The sequence below is a fragment of the Comamonas sp. E6 genome (assembly GCF_001010305.1).
GTDB lineage: Bacteria > Pseudomonadota > Gammaproteobacteria > Burkholderiales > Burkholderiaceae_C > Comamonas > Comamonas thiooxydans.
In genome coordinates this window covers 55,443-69,804 of record NZ_BBXH01000009.1, presented here as the reverse complement: position 1 = coordinate 69,804, position 14,362 = coordinate 55,443, and the positions used below count along the sequence as shown (strand labels likewise).

17 protein-coding genes and 1 tRNA gene are annotated in these 14,362 nt (G+C 61.1%); 7 read left to right on the top strand and 11 right to left on the bottom strand.

Translation table 11 applies throughout. From position 1 onward, the window contains the following. Positions 1-2 precede the first annotated feature (2 nt). From CSE6_RS08525 to CSE6_RS08510, 4 genes are all read right to left on the bottom strand, one after another. Positions 3-194, bottom strand: a complete 192-nt coding sequence (locus CSE6_RS08525; protein WP_003054006.1) for a Trm112 family protein — start codon at positions 192-194, stop codon at positions 3-5. Positions 195-290: 96 nt separating this feature from the next. After that, complete coding sequence (lpxK, locus tag CSE6_RS08520; RefSeq protein ID WP_059440342.1) at positions 291-1,334, bottom strand: tetraacyldisaccharide 4'-kinase; 1,044 nt, start codon at positions 1,332-1,334, stop codon at positions 291-293. Positions 1,335-1,429: 95 nt separating this feature from the next. Continuing rightward, positions 1,430-2,839, bottom strand: coding sequence for a GntP family permease (locus CSE6_RS08515; RefSeq protein ID WP_034379530.1), 1,410 nt, complete (start codon positions 2,837-2,839; stop codon positions 1,430-1,432). 179 nt (positions 2,840-3,018) lie between these two features. Beyond that, the gene (locus CSE6_RS08510) at positions 3,019-3,921 is read right to left on the bottom strand and encodes a LysR family transcriptional regulator (RefSeq protein ID WP_045839518.1); all 903 of its coding nucleotides are present in this window, start codon (positions 3,919-3,921) and stop codon (positions 3,019-3,021) included. Between the two features lie 144 nt (positions 3,922-4,065). Here CSE6_RS08510 and CSE6_RS26685 point away from each other — a divergent pair, with 144 nt between their 5' ends. Next, complete coding sequence (locus CSE6_RS26685) at positions 4,066-4,200, top strand: hypothetical protein (protein WP_274522619.1); 135 nt, start codon at positions 4,066-4,068, stop codon at positions 4,198-4,200. A 147-nt stretch (positions 4,201-4,347) separates the two neighbouring features. After that, positions 4,348-5,154, top strand: coding sequence for a 2,5-didehydrogluconate reductase DkgB (gene dkgB / locus CSE6_RS08505; RefSeq protein ID WP_059440341.1), 807 nt, complete (start codon positions 4,348-4,350; stop codon positions 5,152-5,154). A gap of 21 nt (positions 5,155-5,175) precedes the next feature. Here dkgB and CSE6_RS08500 read toward each other — a convergent pair whose 3' ends face one another. Together CSE6_RS08500 and CSE6_RS08495 are read right to left on the bottom strand one after the other, a co-directional pair. Continuing rightward, on the bottom strand, positions 5,176-6,018 hold the full coding sequence (locus tag CSE6_RS08500) for a CHAD domain-containing protein (RefSeq protein WP_059440340.1): 843 nt from the start codon (positions 6,016-6,018) through the stop codon (positions 5,176-5,178). Between the two features lie 206 nt (positions 6,019-6,224). Next, positions 6,225-6,641 (bottom strand): hypothetical protein, encoded by a 417-nt coding sequence (locus CSE6_RS08495; RefSeq protein ID WP_059440339.1) that lies wholly within the window; start codon positions 6,639-6,641, stop codon positions 6,225-6,227. 189 nt (positions 6,642-6,830) lie between these two features. On the opposite strand from CSE6_RS08495, the gene CSE6_RS08490 reads away from it, so the two are divergent. After that, positions 6,831-7,280, top strand: coding sequence for an SRPBCC family protein (locus CSE6_RS08490; protein WP_059440338.1), 450 nt, complete (start codon positions 6,831-6,833; stop codon positions 7,278-7,280). Positions 7,281-7,426: 146 nt separating this feature from the next. Here CSE6_RS08490 and CSE6_RS08485 read toward each other — a convergent pair. After that, a tRNA-Val gene (locus CSE6_RS08485) sits at positions 7,427-7,503 on the bottom strand. Positions 7,504-7,679: 176 nt separating this feature from the next. Here CSE6_RS08485 and CSE6_RS08480 point away from each other — a divergent pair. Then, positions 7,680-8,600: a Dyp-type peroxidase gene (locus tag CSE6_RS08480; protein ID WP_034358269.1), complete on the top strand. Its 921-nt coding sequence runs from the start codon at positions 7,680-7,682 to the stop codon at positions 8,598-8,600. Between the two features lie 75 nt (positions 8,601-8,675). Here the strand turns inward: CSE6_RS08480 and CSE6_RS08475 are convergent, their stop codons facing one another. Together CSE6_RS08475 and CSE6_RS08470 are read right to left on the bottom strand one after the other, a co-directional pair. Continuing rightward, positions 8,676-9,107, bottom strand: coding sequence for a biopolymer transporter ExbD (locus tag CSE6_RS08475; protein WP_003054027.1), 432 nt, complete (start codon positions 9,105-9,107; stop codon positions 8,676-8,678). Between the two features lie 19 nt (positions 9,108-9,126). Further along, positions 9,127-9,759, bottom strand: coding sequence for a MotA/TolQ/ExbB proton channel family protein (locus CSE6_RS08470; protein WP_034358265.1), 633 nt, complete (start codon positions 9,757-9,759; stop codon positions 9,127-9,129). A 450-nt stretch (positions 9,760-10,209) separates the two neighbouring features. On the opposite strand from CSE6_RS08470, the gene xseA reads away from it, so the two are divergent. The 3 genes from xseA (at position 10,210) to CSE6_RS08455 (ending at position 13,498) form a co-directional block, all read left to right on the top strand. Next, entirely contained in the window at positions 10,210-11,547 is a 1,338-nt protein-coding gene (gene xseA / locus CSE6_RS08465) for an exodeoxyribonuclease VII large subunit (protein WP_152668549.1), read from the top strand. A 316-nt stretch (positions 11,548-11,863) separates the two neighbouring features. After that, positions 11,864-12,451, top strand: a complete 588-nt coding sequence (locus CSE6_RS08460; protein ID WP_034358261.1) for a superoxide dismutase — start codon at positions 11,864-11,866, stop codon at positions 12,449-12,451. Positions 12,452-12,637: 186 nt separating this feature from the next. Then, complete coding sequence (locus tag CSE6_RS08455) at positions 12,638-13,498, top strand: class III extradiol ring-cleavage dioxygenase (protein WP_083994696.1); 861 nt, start codon at positions 12,638-12,640, stop codon at positions 13,496-13,498. 13 nt (positions 13,499-13,511) lie between these two features. Here the strand turns inward: CSE6_RS08455 and CSE6_RS08450 are convergent, their stop codons facing one another. Next, the gene (locus CSE6_RS08450; protein ID WP_059440336.1) at positions 13,512-14,081 is read right to left on the bottom strand and encodes an SMI1/KNR4 family protein; all 570 of its coding nucleotides are present in this window, start codon (positions 14,079-14,081) and stop codon (positions 13,512-13,514) included. Next, positions 14,078-14,260, bottom strand: a complete 183-nt coding sequence (locus CSE6_RS26790; protein ID WP_122974428.1) for a hypothetical protein — start codon at positions 14,258-14,260, stop codon at positions 14,078-14,080. The genes CSE6_RS08450 and CSE6_RS26790 overlap by 4 nt, the downstream gene beginning before the upstream one ends. Positions 14,261-14,362: the final 102 nt, after the last annotated feature.

Sequence of the window (14,362 nt, the reverse complement as noted above, 5' to 3'; positions counted from 1 at the left end):
GCTTATTGCTTTTCTTCTTCCAGCTCGTCGTCGGACAGGGTGCGGGCTTCGTTTTCCAGCAGCACCGGGATGCCGTCGCGCACGGGATAGGCCAGACGCGCGCTGTGGCTGATCAGCTCCTGATGCTCGCGGTCAAAGCGCAGCGGGCCCTTGGTGACGGGGCAGACCAGCAGTTCGAGAAGTTTGGCGTCCATGGAGTATTCCTGCAAAACGGGATGAGGGCGCCAGCAGTGAACTGGCGCTGCAAAAAGAGGTGATCAAACGTCGTTGATCCATAGGCTCAATGATAGTCAGGCTGGCTTGCCATCGCGGCGAATATTGGCGTTGGCCTTGGCCAGCTGCGCATCCAGCAGCTCCCAGAAGGCCTGCGGCAGCTGCAGCCTAAGGGGCACGGCCCAGGCTTCAGGATGGGTGCGCCAGAGCTTGACGGCATCTTTTTCGGTGCAAATCAAGGGTTTGTCATTTTCCAGCGTGCGAGAGAAGCTCTCGAAATCATAGTGATCGGGCAGGGCCTGGGTTGCCGCCGGAGTGATGCCCTGGGCAGCCAGCATGGCAAAAAAGGACTCGGGGCGTGCCACGGCGGCCACGGCCTCCGGGCTCTGAGCGGCCAGACTGCGCAGCGGGATGCTCTGGCCATGGCCGTTGTGGGCGGTGTCGGCCAGGCTGCGCTGCAGTGCGAACGCCGGTGAAGAGCCCGGTGGCCGGGGCGGCTGGCCGGCATGTAGTGTGGCCGTCACCGGGCGAGGCCAGGGCTCGCGCAACGGGCCTGCGGGCAGCAGAAAGCCGTTTCCGACTCCTTCATCATTGAAGACGCACAGCTCCACATCGCGTGCCAGAGCCAGATGTTGCAGGCCGTCGTCGCTCACGATCACGTCGACCTGCGGGTAGCGCTGGCGCAGCGCTTGCGCCGCCTCCAGGCGCCTGGAGGCGACAAAGACCGGCACGCCGGTGCTGCGCGCCAGCAGGGCGGGCTCGTCGCCGACCTCGCTGGCGGGGCTGTCCGGCAGAGCCTCACGGCAATCCTGCCCGCTCTCTATGCTGCGGCCATAGCCGCGCGAGATGATGGCCGGCTGCCAGCCCCTGGCCTTGAGGTGGGCCACCACGGCCTGAGTCACGGGGGTCTTGCCCGCGCCGCCCGCAATCACATTGCCGACGACGATGACTGGCAGACCCGTGCTTTGCTGGCGGCCGAGCATGCGCCTGGCGTTCCAGGCCTGCAGCACTCCATAGAGCAGCGATAGCGGCCACAGCAGCCAGGCACCCGCTCCACGCTGGCGCCAGAGGGCGCGCAAGCCATGTTGCGAGGAGGATGCTTGGACGGTGTTTTGAGGCATAGGGGTTGGGATCATACGGGCGCGGCCGGAGTTCCCGCCGCCAGCGGGCCTGCGTGATGCGCAAATACCTGGGTCCTTATCCCGGGAGCCTGAGGTCAGAAGCTGCCAAACAGGCTGCCCAGCGCCACGATGACGGCAAGGGCAGCGACGGCCGGGACGATGGCCACCATGGCAATGTCCAGATAGGACTGGCGATGTGTGAGCCGGCAGATGCCCAGCAGGGTGATGACGGCGCCGTTGTGCGGCAAGGTGTCCAGCCCGCCCGTGGCGACGGCCGTGACGCGGTGCAGCAACTGGGGTGACAGGCCTGCAGCCTCGCCCATCTGCAGCCAGGTGCTGCCCAGGGTCTGCAGGGCAATGCTCATGCCGCCCGAGGCCGAGCCGGTGATGCCGGCCAGAACATTGATGGCGATCGACATCGAGATCAGCGGGTTGTCCGGGTAGATATTCAGCACCGCATCGCGTATCAGCGTGAAGCCTGCCAGCGAGGCTATGACCGCTCCATAACCGACCTGGGAGGCTGTGTTCAGCAGCGGCAGGGCCGAGGCGCTGGCTCCTTCGTCGAGCAGTTGCTTGAGCTGTGGCAGGCGGCCCCACCACAGGGCAACCAGCAGGCAGATTGCCGCGGTCAGGGCCGCAATCACGGCCCAGATGCCGCGCAGCGCCTCGATGCTGGTGGCGCCGAAACGGGCTTCGGCCAGATAGCGCGTGTCCAGACCTGCAAGCACATGCACCGATAAAAGATAGTTCAGAGCGATCACCACGGCAACAGGCAGCAAGGCCTTGCCCAGCTCCAGATGGCTGGGGGCGGCCTCTGCTTCTGGAGCAGGTTCGTCCGCCGGCTGCTGGGCTTCATCCTCGGCGGTAAAGCCTTCGCCTCTGGCGCGCGCCTGCGCGCTGCGCCAGTGCAGCCACCACAGGCCGAGCATCAGCATCACGGCTGCTGCGATCAGGCCCAGTCCCGGCGCGGCAAACGGTGTGGTGCCGAAATAGGGCATGGGAATCGCGTTCTGGATGGCCGGCGTGCCGGGCAGCGCCGTCATGGTGAAGGTAAAGGCTCCCAGCGCAATCGTGGCCGGCATGAGGCGGCGCGGGATGTCGGCACGCCGGAAAAGCGCCTGGGCGATGGGGTACACCGCAAAGGCCACGACAAACAGGGAAACACCGCCGTAGGTGAGAACGGCGCAGGCCAGCACCACGGCGAGTATGGCGCGCCGCTCGCCCAGTGCTGCCGCAATGCCCTGGGCAATGATGTGAGCTGCCCCCGAGGCTTCCATCAGCTTGCCGAAGACTGCGCCCAGCAAGAACAGCGGAAAGTAGGCGATGACAAAGCCGCCAAGGCTGAGCATGAAGATCTGGGTGTAGCTGGCCAGCATCAGCTCCGGTGCACCGAAGGCCACGGCCAGCAGGGCTGTCAGTGGTGCCAGCAGCAGCACGCTGACGCCGCGATAGGCCAAAGTGATGAGCAGACCGAGTGAAAGAACGATGCCCAAAATGCTGATCACATGCACCTCCCTAAGCAAACCGTTCAGTCACGGCGTTCAAGTCAAAAGCAGCGCAGCCCGTGCCGGGGCTGCGGCGGTACAGTCTCGCTGCAAGTGCTGCGCTGCAGGCCCATTGCGCAGCGTCATCGCGACACAGGTATGACAGCCGCCATCGTCTTTGATTCGCCGGCTTGCGCCGCTCAGGTTCCGAAGGGACGGCTGCCCAGCGTTTCCACCACATGGTCCACAAAGCAGGTGATGCGCGCCGCCAGTGCGGTGTTTCGATAGTAGACCGCATTGACGGGCTGGCAGATGTCCAGTGTCTGCTTGCCGAACAGCTGCACCAGATTTCCTTGCTCGCGGTCTGCGCGGGTCATGAAGTCCGACAGGCAGACTATGCCCAGGCCGGCCAGCGCCATTTGCCGGAGTGTCTCGCCACTGGAGGAGGCAATGTCCGGGCGAATGCGCACGGCGTTGCCGTCGGCGTCGCGCAGCGGCCAGTCGTTGAGCGACTCGGGCTGGGTAAAGCCCAGCAGGCTGTGCTGGGCGAGCTGTGTCGGACTGGCCGGCATGCCGTGGCGCTTGAGATAGGCCGGGCTGGCCAGCACGCGAATGCGACTGATGCCCACAGGGCGGGCGTGCAGCGTGGAGTCCTTGAGCACGCCGATGCGAAATGCCACGTCGGTACGCCTTTCGAGCAGGTCGATGATGCCTTCGTTGGAGTTCAGCTCCAGCTCCACCTCGGGGTAGCGCGTACGAAATCCTTCAATCAGCGGCACCAGCACATGCAGCATGAAAGGGGTGGCTGCATCGACACGCAATCTTCCCGCCGGCCGCATGCGCCGCGCCGCCATCAGCTCCTCCGCTTCGTCCACCGATGCAAGAATGGCACGGGCATGCTGCAAGAAGGTGGCGCCTTCCTCGGTGAGTTCCAGACGTCTGGTGGTGCGGCGCAGCAGCGTGGTCTGCAGCTTTTCTTCCAGACGCCCCAGCGTGCGGCTGGTAGCCGAAATTGTCAGGCCCAGCAGCTCCGAAGCTGCGGTGATGGACCCCGTGTCCACGACGGCCACAAAGGCCTGCAATTCATCGAGCGTGGTCTTCATTGTTGAATTCAGTTCAAGAAAATTGAGGAGATGCCAGGCTTGATTTGCAAATATCAACCGAGTGCACCGCCCTGGGAGCTCGTCTGTGGCTCTGTTTGCCCCGGTCACCGGCGCATTGCCGAATTCACTTCGGTGGAACGACTGTTGGTGATTGCCGATGGCACCCAAGCCAGCATTCCCGCGGCGGGCATGGCAGCCATGTCTGGTGGGGCACGTGTTGCTATCAAAGATGATGAAGACTGGTCACTGCTGGCGCAAGATTCGAGTTTTTATATTTGATTTTATTTCAAAAGAATTTGTGAAATACAGGGCTTAATCTACAAATATGGGTTGGGCAAACTTCAGGCATCGGAAAAGCCTGGCCTGATAGCAGACATGCAAGCTCAGGACTGGCTGCCGTCTTCAATCTCATTCAGGAGTTATTTCATGAGCCATATTCCTTCCTTCGGCGTCGGTACCTTCCGCCTCTCCGGTCAGACCGTGATCGATTCCGTGCGCAATGCACTCGATGTGGGTTACCGCGCTGTCGACACGGCTCAGATCTATGGCAACGAAGCCGAAGTCGGTCAGGCGATTGCCGAGAGCGGCGTGGCACGTGGCGATCTGTTCGTCACGACCAAGATCTGGACCGATAACTACAGCCGCGCCAAGCTGATCCCCAGCCTGCAAGACAGCCTGAAGAAGCTGCGTACCGACTATGTGGACCTGACCCTGATCCACTGGCCCGCACCCGGCAACGGCGTGGAGCTGTCCGAGTACATGGAGGCGCTGGCCGAGGCCAAGGCCAAGGGCCTGACCCGCCAGATCGGTATCTCCAACTTCAACATCGAACTGACCAAGCAGGCCATCGCCGCTGTGGGTAGGGGCCAGATCGCCACCAACCAGATCGAGCTGAGCCCCTATCTGCAAGGCTGGAAGTTGACGAGCTTCCTCAAGGAGCAGGGCATTCAGGTCACTTCGTACATGACGCTGGCCTACGGCAAGGAGCTCAGGGACCCGGTGCTGGCGCAGATCGCGGCCAAGCACAGCGCCACGGTGGCGCAGGTGGCCCTGGCCTGGGCGCTGCAGCTGGGCTATGCGGTGATTCCGTCGTCCACCAAGCGCGAGAACCTGGCCAGCAACCTGCTGGCGCGCGACCTCAAGCTGGATGCCGAAGACATGGCGCTGATCGCTGCGCTGGAGCGAAATGGGCGAGAAGTCAGCCCCGATGGCCTGGCTCCTGTGTGGGACTGATACTGGTGCCGTATTAGGCCCTTAACCGGGCCGCTTGGGCTGCCAATCCTGCCGGAGCGAGCAGGCCAGAGTACTCTGGCGACGTTTGCGTTTTCTCTTGAGCCAGCGTTCTAGCTTTTTCGCTTGATCCGGTGTGGAGATCAGGCGCAGGTTCTGGCGTAGCAGGCTTTCGCTGGCGGCAAGATCATTCAGCTCTCCGAGAGGTTGCTGGATTTTCTTGAGGCGTTTGAGCAGACGGTGATGATCTTTGGGCAGCAGAGGTCCGAACAGCTCCAGCAGATAACGAGTTTTCTTGCCAGCTTTTCTGACATCGTGAAATGCTTCGATATCTGGCTTGTTCGCTGTTATCGCCCGCTTGATGCGTTGGTGCAACTGCCGTCTGGACTTTGCGATCCGTGCTTCGGCAAGTGCTCCCAATCGCAGCTGGCGAGGCTTGGCGCGCAAGCTTGCCTCTGTTTGTGTCAGCGTTTTCAGCAGGCATGTCTGTATATGCGGAGGTGACAGGATTTCTCTGCCAGCCTGCAAGGCTGCCTCGCGAGCGACGTATATTGCGGCAATGCCGGCTGCACTGCATTTGTCATGACGGCTTAGTAGCTCGATCAGAATGTCGTAATCGCGGGCCTTGCCTGCTGCGCCGGCAATCGATTTCAGGCAGCCGCGCTGCCGTGCATATTCCTCGGCGCCCATCAGGGGGCGGTAGAGCCACCATAGTGTCAGCAGGTTGCGCAGCGCAACGCGCAATTGATGAATCCCCTCGGCGGCTGGCTCTCGGGCTATGTGCCGGGCCTGTTCGACTGCCGAGTCGACAAGCGGGGATGCGATAGCAGAAAACGCCACTGCGGCGTCTGGTTTGCCTTTGCCCATACGAACTCCCGGGGCAGTTTTCATGAGGCTGAGACAAGCTTGCGACTAGCAAAGCGATGCTTCGGTCCGCATTGCTCTCGCTGCTGTTTGTCACAGTGTGCCATGTTCCGTGCCCTATGTCCGTGGGCAGCTTCTGAATCGCGGCGGGAGCGTTCAGGCCGGTGACTGGCTTGGGCAGTGATGAGTCTGAAGGCCGGGTTTGGCTGCTACAGGTTGGCAACGAACACGGGCAGGCTCAAGGCTGCTTCTGGACCAGGGCCGTTCGGCCCAGTCTTGCCCCAGTCTGCATTGAGCCAGTCTTTCTTGACGATATGTTCTGCGATGGCGGCGAGCTCTGCAGAGGGGTCAATGGCGCAGCCGAAAGGCAGCCGGCCATGTGTGCTGGAGACAAGACTGAAGCGTAGGTTCCTCGTCTGTGCGTCATGCCAGCAATAGAAAAGCATGGATGAATTTCCGCTCAATTTCTCTCGCCTGGCTGTCATGACCTGGTTGATGAAATCGACAAGAGCTGCAGCGCTGAGGCCCAGGGACTCGTCATCGAACAGAGAAAAGCACCACAGATTGGACGATGCCTCGTGGTTGATGTCGGCGGCATCGATGACGACCTCGTCATCGCGCGCCATGGACAGCCATCTGCCTAAAGCCGGCGAATCCTTCACCGGGTTCTGTGAATGTCGAGCCGGACCGGTCAATGGAGCTTTCTGTAGTGGCGCTTGTTTCGACGCAGCGGTTGATGAGCGCATCCTCGAGAAGCTGGTAGCCAGTCATTGTGATGAGAGCTAAGCTTGCGGCCTCTACCTCAGGAGTCTCGCATGCCACAGACCATTCGACTGCACCGTGTGATCAAAGCTCCGCCCGAACGCGTCTATCGGGCCTTCACGACCCCAGAAGCCATGGTCAAGTGGCTGCCGCCCCATGGTTTCGCGGCGCAGGTGCATGAACTTGACGCCCGTGTGGGCGGCCGCTATCGCATGAGCTTCATCAATTTTTCCGCCAACAGTCAAAACAGCTTTGGCGGCGAGTTTCTGGAGCTGGTGCCGGGCCAGCGCATACGCCATACCGACCGCTTCGAGGACCCGAATCTGCCGGGTGAAATGATCACCACCGTGAACTTGAAAGCCGTGTTTTGCGGCACCGAGCTGCATGTGGTGCAGGAGGGCGTTCCCGACGTGATTCCCGAGCAGGCCTGCTATCTGGGCTGGCAGGAGTCGCTGCAGCTGCTTGCCCTCCTGGTGGAGCCGAGCATCCCTGACGGAGCGTGAAAACGACGCAGAGAGCGACATTGACGGCCGGAGGTCAATGCATGGCGTGATCCATGCGTCGGCGTTCCAAGAGATGAGTAGAAACAAAAAAGCCCGCTTTGCAGCGGGCTGTCTTGCTTGCAAGCTCTGGTTTTGCTTGCGATGTTTGGTAGGCGCGATTGGACTCGAACCAACGACCCCCACCATGTCAAGGTGGTGCTCTAACCAGCTGAGCTACGCGCCTGTCGTCGATGGGATGAATTCTAGCAGCGGAAAAATGGTGGTTTGGGCAAAGTCGCGACTTTTTTGCGCCTGAGGCTGAATTTTTTCAAATCTGGCAAGCGGCTCAAGGCTTGGCGGGGCGCTGCTGATTCGCTACTAAACTTTGATGTGTTTTCCAACCATTGAATCGGCAACCCCATGACAAAAGCACAAGCAGGCATTCTGGCGTCTCTTCCTGAACAGGGGCGCTATGTTTTCTTCACCCTGGCCGGTGCAGGTGCAGATTTGCAGAACAGTCTGAAGAAATTGCAGACCAGTGTTGACGGTCAGCAGGTAGTGGCGGGTCTGGGCCTGCAGGTGCTGCAGCAGCTGGACAAGAAACTGCCGCTGATGCGCGAGTTCCCGCACCTCAAGGGCCCGCAGTTCGAAGCACCCAGCACACCTTATGCGCTGTGCCTGTGGCTGCGCGGCGATCAACGCGGTGAGCTGATCGCTCTGACGGCCAAGCTGACCAACTTGCTGGCGCCGGTCTTCAAGCGTGATCACATCGTGGATGCCTTTGTGCACCAGCGTTCGGACAACGGTCACGGCCGTGATCTGACCGGTTATGAAGACGGCACCGAGAACCCCGAAGACGATGAGGCCGTGGCAGCCGGCATTGCGGCAGAGCAGGGGCCAGGAATGGACGGCTGCAGCTACTGGGCCTTGCAGCAGTGGGAACATGACTACTCGGCCTTTGGCGGCATGAGCACCACGGAGCAGGACCATGCCGTGGGTCGTCGCCGCAGCGACAACGAGGAGCTGGACGATGCCCCTGAATCGGCCCATGTCAAGCGCACGGCGCAGGAGAGCTTTGAGCCGGAAGCCTTTGTGGTGCGACGCTCAATGCCCTGGTGGAGCGTCAGCCCGCAGGGCAGTGATCGCAGCGGCTTGATGTTCTCCGCCTTTGGCTGCAGCTTTGACGCTTTCGAGGCTCAGATGCGCCGCATGCTGGGCATGGATGACGGCATCAGCGATGGACTGTTCCGCTTTTCCAGGCCGCTGACGGGCTGCTATTTCTGGTGTCCGCCGGTTTCTGGCGGCAAGCTGGATCTGACGGTGCTGGGACTCCAGGCCTGAGAAATGGCATGGGTGCAAAGAAAAACGGGCCATCTGGCCCGTTTTTTCATGTGCTGCCCATTTCCCGAGGGGCTCCTAGTTGGCCTTGCCTGCGCTGGCCGAGGTCTGGGTGGCAAACGTGATCTGCGACAGTCCCGCGTGGCGGGCCGCTTCCATGACGGTCACCACCGACTGGTGCGGGGAGTTTGCATCGGCACTGATGATGACCACGCTGTCATTGCCCGCAGTTGCCGCACCGGACAGGGCGGCGGCAACAGAGGAGACGCTGCGGTCATCCACGCCTTGCTTGTTGACGGAGTAGCGGCCATCAGCGGAGACGCCGACGATGATTTCCTTGGGGCGATCGCGTTGCTGCTCGGTGTCGGCCACCGGCAAGGTCAGCTGCAGCTCGGTGAACTTGCTGTAAGTGGTGGAGAGCATCAAAAAGATCAGCACCACCAGCAGCACGTCGATGAAGGCGATCAGATTGATCTCGGGCTCATCGCGGTGACGAGGACGGAAGTTCATGATGGATGCGTTCCGCTTCTTACTTGGCAGGCTTGAGGCGACCCAGATGGCGCACGAACTGCTCGGACGCCAGTTCCATGCCCAGCAGATAGCCGTCCACACGGCCGCGGAAATAGCGCCAGAAGATCAGCGACGGAATGGCCACCATCAGGCCGAATGCCGTGTTGTAGAGCGCAATCGAGATGCCATGGGCGAGCTGGGCGGGGTTGCCGGCGCCGGAGCTGGCTCCGGGCTGGGAGCCGAAAATCTCGATCATGCCGATCACCGTGCCCAACAGGCCTAGCAGCGGCGCGGCCGAGGCAATGGTGGCCAGGGCGCTCAAATACTTTTCCAGCTTGTGAGCGGCGGCGCGGCCCGCGCCCTCCATGGCCGAGCGCAGCTCTTCCTCGCTGCTTTCGGGATGTGCCTGGCGGGTACGCAGACCAGTTGCCAGAACCTCACCCAATACCGAGCTTTGGGCCAGTTGCTGGGTGGTTTCAGCGCTGGGCAGGTGCTTGGTGGAGACCGAAATCGCTTCATTGAGCAGATTGGTCGGCGCGACCTTGCTGGCTTTCAGCGAGGCAAAGCGCTCAAAAATCAGGGCCAGGGCCAAAATCGAGCAGGCAATCAAAGGCCAGATAGGCCATCCTGCGGCTTGTATGATCGACAGCAACGTTGCTCTCCCTCGTCGTTCAGAAATTGCAGCCGACGATTATGACCCACTGCCGTGCCGCTGCGACCCGTTTTTACAGGCCTCGTACGGCAGGCTTGAGCCAGCGCAGCAAGATCGTGCGGCAGCGCTTGAAGCGCACGGAGCTTGGAGCGGTAGAGCAGGCACAAAGTGCTTGCGATTCTTTGCGAATGCTTTCGCGTATATCACAGAAATCTGTGGATAACTTTGTGATCTAGTTGCTATGCCGGTCGGTTATCTGCTTCGCTTTAAAGGCTTGTTACGAGTTTGACACCTGTGTGAAGCCTTATAAGTTGTTTTAAATCAATAAGATGGATGATTTTCCTCATGTGTTGTTTAGGATTTTTCTGGCTTTGTCGCCGACAGGGCTGGACGCCGACATCTGTGGAGAATCCGGCCCGCGTAAGACCTCGCTGACACCGCATGAATTCAATGTTTGAACGTCCAAACTCAGCAGCCACGCCGCATGTGTGGGAAGTTGGCGCGCTATGCCACGCCATTGGCGATGCCTTGCAGGCGCGCTTTAATCCGGTGGCCGTGCGCGGCGAGCTCAGTGGCTTTTCGCGCGCTGCCAGCGGGCATTGCTATTTCAACCTCAAGGACGCGAGCGGGCAGATTCGCTGTGCCATGTTCCGTCGTGCGGCCGAGCAGGTCGGTTTCTCGCCACGTGATGGCGAGCTGGTCGAAGTCAGAGGGCGTCTAGGCGTCTACGAGCAGCGTGGCGATCTGCAACTGGTGGTGGAGAGCATGCAGCGAGCCGGACAGGGGGCCTTGTTCGAGCAGTTTCTGCGCCTCAAGGCCCGGCTGGAGTCCGAGGGACTGTTCGACCCTGCGCGCAAGAGGCCGCTGCCGCCTTTGCCGCGCGGTATTGGCCTGGTCACTTCCCTGGGGGCGGCAGCCTTGCACGATGTGGTGACGGCGTTGCGCCGCCGCGTGCCGCATATCCCGGTGGTAATTGTTCCTGCCCTGGTACAGGGGCCCCAGGCGCCGCAGTCGCTTGTGCAGGCGCTATCAAAACTGTATCGCCTGGCGCAAGAGGGAAATGAGGCAAGCGGCGATTTTCGTGTTGAATCTGCACGGCAGCCGGTGATAGACACCATCTTGCTGGTGCGCGGTGGCGGCTCGCTGGAAGACCTGTGGGCCTTTAACGACGAACAACTGGCGCGCACCATTGTGCAAAGCCCGGTGCCGCTGATCAGCGGCGTGGGTCACGAAACCGACTTCACCATTGCCGACTTTTGCGCCGACCTGCGCGCGCCCACGCCCACGGCTGCGGCCGAGTTGGCAGCTCAGCCGCGCGAGGTCTGGCTGGGTGCGCTGGCTCTGGCCCAGGACCGCATGGACAACGCGGTGCAGCGTGTGCTGGACCGCCAGGCCCAGCGCCTGGATATCGCTGCACAGCGTTTGGGGCGGCCCAGCGAGCAGTTGGCGCGCAACCAGCTGCAGCTCAGCCGTCAGGCCCAGCGCCTGCGCCACTCCATGCTATTGAAGTTGCAGCGGCTTGCGCAGAACCAGCAAGCGCTACAGGTCAATTTCCCCAATATCTTCCAGCGCAATCTGGAGCAGCAAAAGCAAGCGCTTGATCGTATCGACCTGCGCTTGCAACTGCTGGATCCGCGCCTGGTGCTGCAGCGCGGCTATGCCTTGCTGACGGATGAGCAGGGAAGGGCTGTGACCCAGGTCAGGCAGGCCGTTCCGGGAGCGGCGTTGAAGGCTCAGTTGTCGGACGGGGCGGTGGATGTGGTGGTCACTCAGCCGCGCCTGCTTTGATGCTCGCCAGCCACAAGCTGGCCGCAAAACACCTGCCCGCTAACCGGGTTCTTCATCAGAACTCTTTTGCAATCGGCGCAGGCAATGCAACAGGGGCCAGTGTTCATGCGCTGTAAGCCGTGAGCGCATGCTTTTGGCTCCGTGCGCAATAGTCCTGATGAGTGGCGCGCAGCCACTCAGTTCTTTCTACAATGGTTCGGTTAGTGCAATACTTGACGTCTGTAGTACAGCAATGTGCCGGCCGGCACAGCGGTCACCGCTCAGGCGCCTTGGCACTGGACGGCCCCCAAAAATTTCAACCACGAGGAAAACCATCATGGAACGCACTCTGCCCCCCCTGCCATACGCTATCGATGCACTGGCTCCGTTCGGTTACAGCCAGGAAACTCTGGAATTCCACCATGGCAAGCACCATAACGCCTATGTGGTGAACCTGAACAACCTGCAAAAGGGCACTGAATTCGAAAACATGGATCTGGAAGAAGTCGTCAAGAAGTCTTCCGGCGGTATCTACAACAACGCTGCCCAGATCTGGAACCACACTTTCTTCTGGAACTGCATGACCCCCAACGGCGGAGCAGAGCCTACAGGCGCTTTGGCTGATGCCATCAACAAGAAGTGGGGCTCCTACGCCGAGTTCAAGAAGGCTTTCGTGGCTTCCGCTGTCGGCAACTTCGGTTCCGGCTGGACCTGGCTGGTGAAGAAGGCCGACGGTTCCGTGGACATCGTCAACATGGGCGCTGCCGGTACCCCCCTGACCACCGCCGACAAGGCGCTGCTGACCGTGGACGTGTGGGAACACGCTTACTACATCGACTACCGCAACCTGCGTCCCAAGTTTGTCGAAACCTTCCTGGAAAAGCTGGTGAACTGGAAGTTCGCCGAAGCCAACTTCGCTGCCTGATCACGGCAATGCGGCATCAGGTCTGCGGCTGCACGGTTCGGACCTGATCGTTGGCAAAAAACCTCCGCAAGGAGGTTTTTTTATGCCTGTCTGCTAAGAATGAGGAGCTTTAGGTCTCCAGTTTTGATGGGAAAAGCGCAGGCAGCCATGTTTTTGATGACCTATTGATGCATGGGAGAGACTGGCATGGAGGAGCGTGAAGGTCTGGACGGTCAGGCGGTTTCCGGGTTGATGGAGGCAGGCGCTCGCATGCCCGTGTACTTTCTCTGCCATGGCGCCGGCCCCTGGCCCTGGGTGCCCGAGATGCACGACTGGCATTCGCAGATGGCAGAGGGCTTGCGCAATATTCCGCGCCAACTGGCGCGCAGGCCCAGGGCCGTGTTGCTGATCTCCGCCCATTGGGAGGAGCCGGTTTTCACCGTGCAGAGTGCCGCCCATCCTGGCATGCTGTATGACTATGGCGGCTTTCCGCCGCAAACCTATAACCTGCATTACCGTGCGCCCGGCTCGTCTGAGCTGGCAGGCAGGGTGCAGCAGTTGCTGGCGCAGGCTGGAGAGGACGTGCGGGCTGACGACCAGCGCGGCTACGACCATGGCATGTTTGTGCCCATGGCTGTGATCTATCCGCAGGCCGATGTGCCCGTGCTTCAGCTCAGCCTGCGCAGCAATCTGAATGCTGCAGAACACCTGGCCGTGGGCCGTGCGCTGGCCCCGTTACGTGACGAGGGCGTTCTCATCATTGGCAGCGGCTCCAGCTATCACAATATGCGTAGCTTCGGCCCCGTGGGGCGGGCGCCTTCCAAGCTGTTTGACGATTGGTTGGCCGAGACGCTGATGCAGATGGCACCTGCCGCGCGCAGCCGACGGCTGGCCGATTGGGATCGGGCCCCCGGCGCGCGTATGGCCCATCCGCGGGAGGAGCATCTGCTGCCGCTGATGGTGGTGGTGGGGGCGGCCGAGCAGGACCTGGCTCGCCGCGTTTACTTTGAAGAGGCCTTCATGGACTCGGCCACGCTGTCCAGTTACTGCTTTCAGGCCGGGGCGTAGCTCAGAGCTCCGCTTATTCCTGCTCGTCCAGTGGACCATTCAAAAATTCTTCTCTGTCATCGTCAATCGAGTCGGCGGACGCTTGAAGATAGGCTGAGAAGCTGGGGGCAATCCAGCAGACCTGGTCGGGGTCGTGCACATAGGCAATGATCTGGCCGCGCTGTCCTTCAGGACCGGGATGATGATCGGCCATTAGCACGATGTCGCCATAGAAGCTGGCAAACGGCTGCCAGCCGGCGTGCCACCAGCGCCCGCTCAGGCGAGGGTCCTGGGACGCGGGGCCGGCCAGATCCCACATGCGCTGGGCCCGCTTTTCCATGCGGAGTGCCTGGGCCATGGCCTGCGGCGGCGTGAGAAGGTCCAGTGCATCCACAAAGCCTGGCCGCTGAAACAGGGGCTGGGTGCTGTCGGTGCTGCTGCCCGCAGTCAGGTGCCAGAATGCGGCAAGATCGGTATCCAGAGGCCCCAGCACGGCGGCCAAAGCGGCCAGATCCTGTTCGCTGGCCGGCGGCAAGGGGTGAAAGCGCAGCTGGAATGCAGCATACAGAGCCTGCAAATGCGCAAGATATTGGTCAGGTGTCATGGTGGCAGGCGTAGTAGTCCGAGGTAAGTGAATTGGACAGCGAGGTCGGACTGACAGCGGTTGTTGGGGAATGACTGCTTGGGTACAAAGTGCGGCTCTTTGGATTTCCAGTGTAGTAAATCCGCGGTCTTTGCTTCATGCCAGCACTCCTTGCGCCAGAGGCAGTCATTGTGTTGCATTGTCCAGTTGAATCCACAGACGATAGTGATCAGCATAGCGCCACTGGCGTACTTACTTTTTTGCGTGGTGCGCATTTGAAGCGCTTCTTGTGTGCTTGGAAT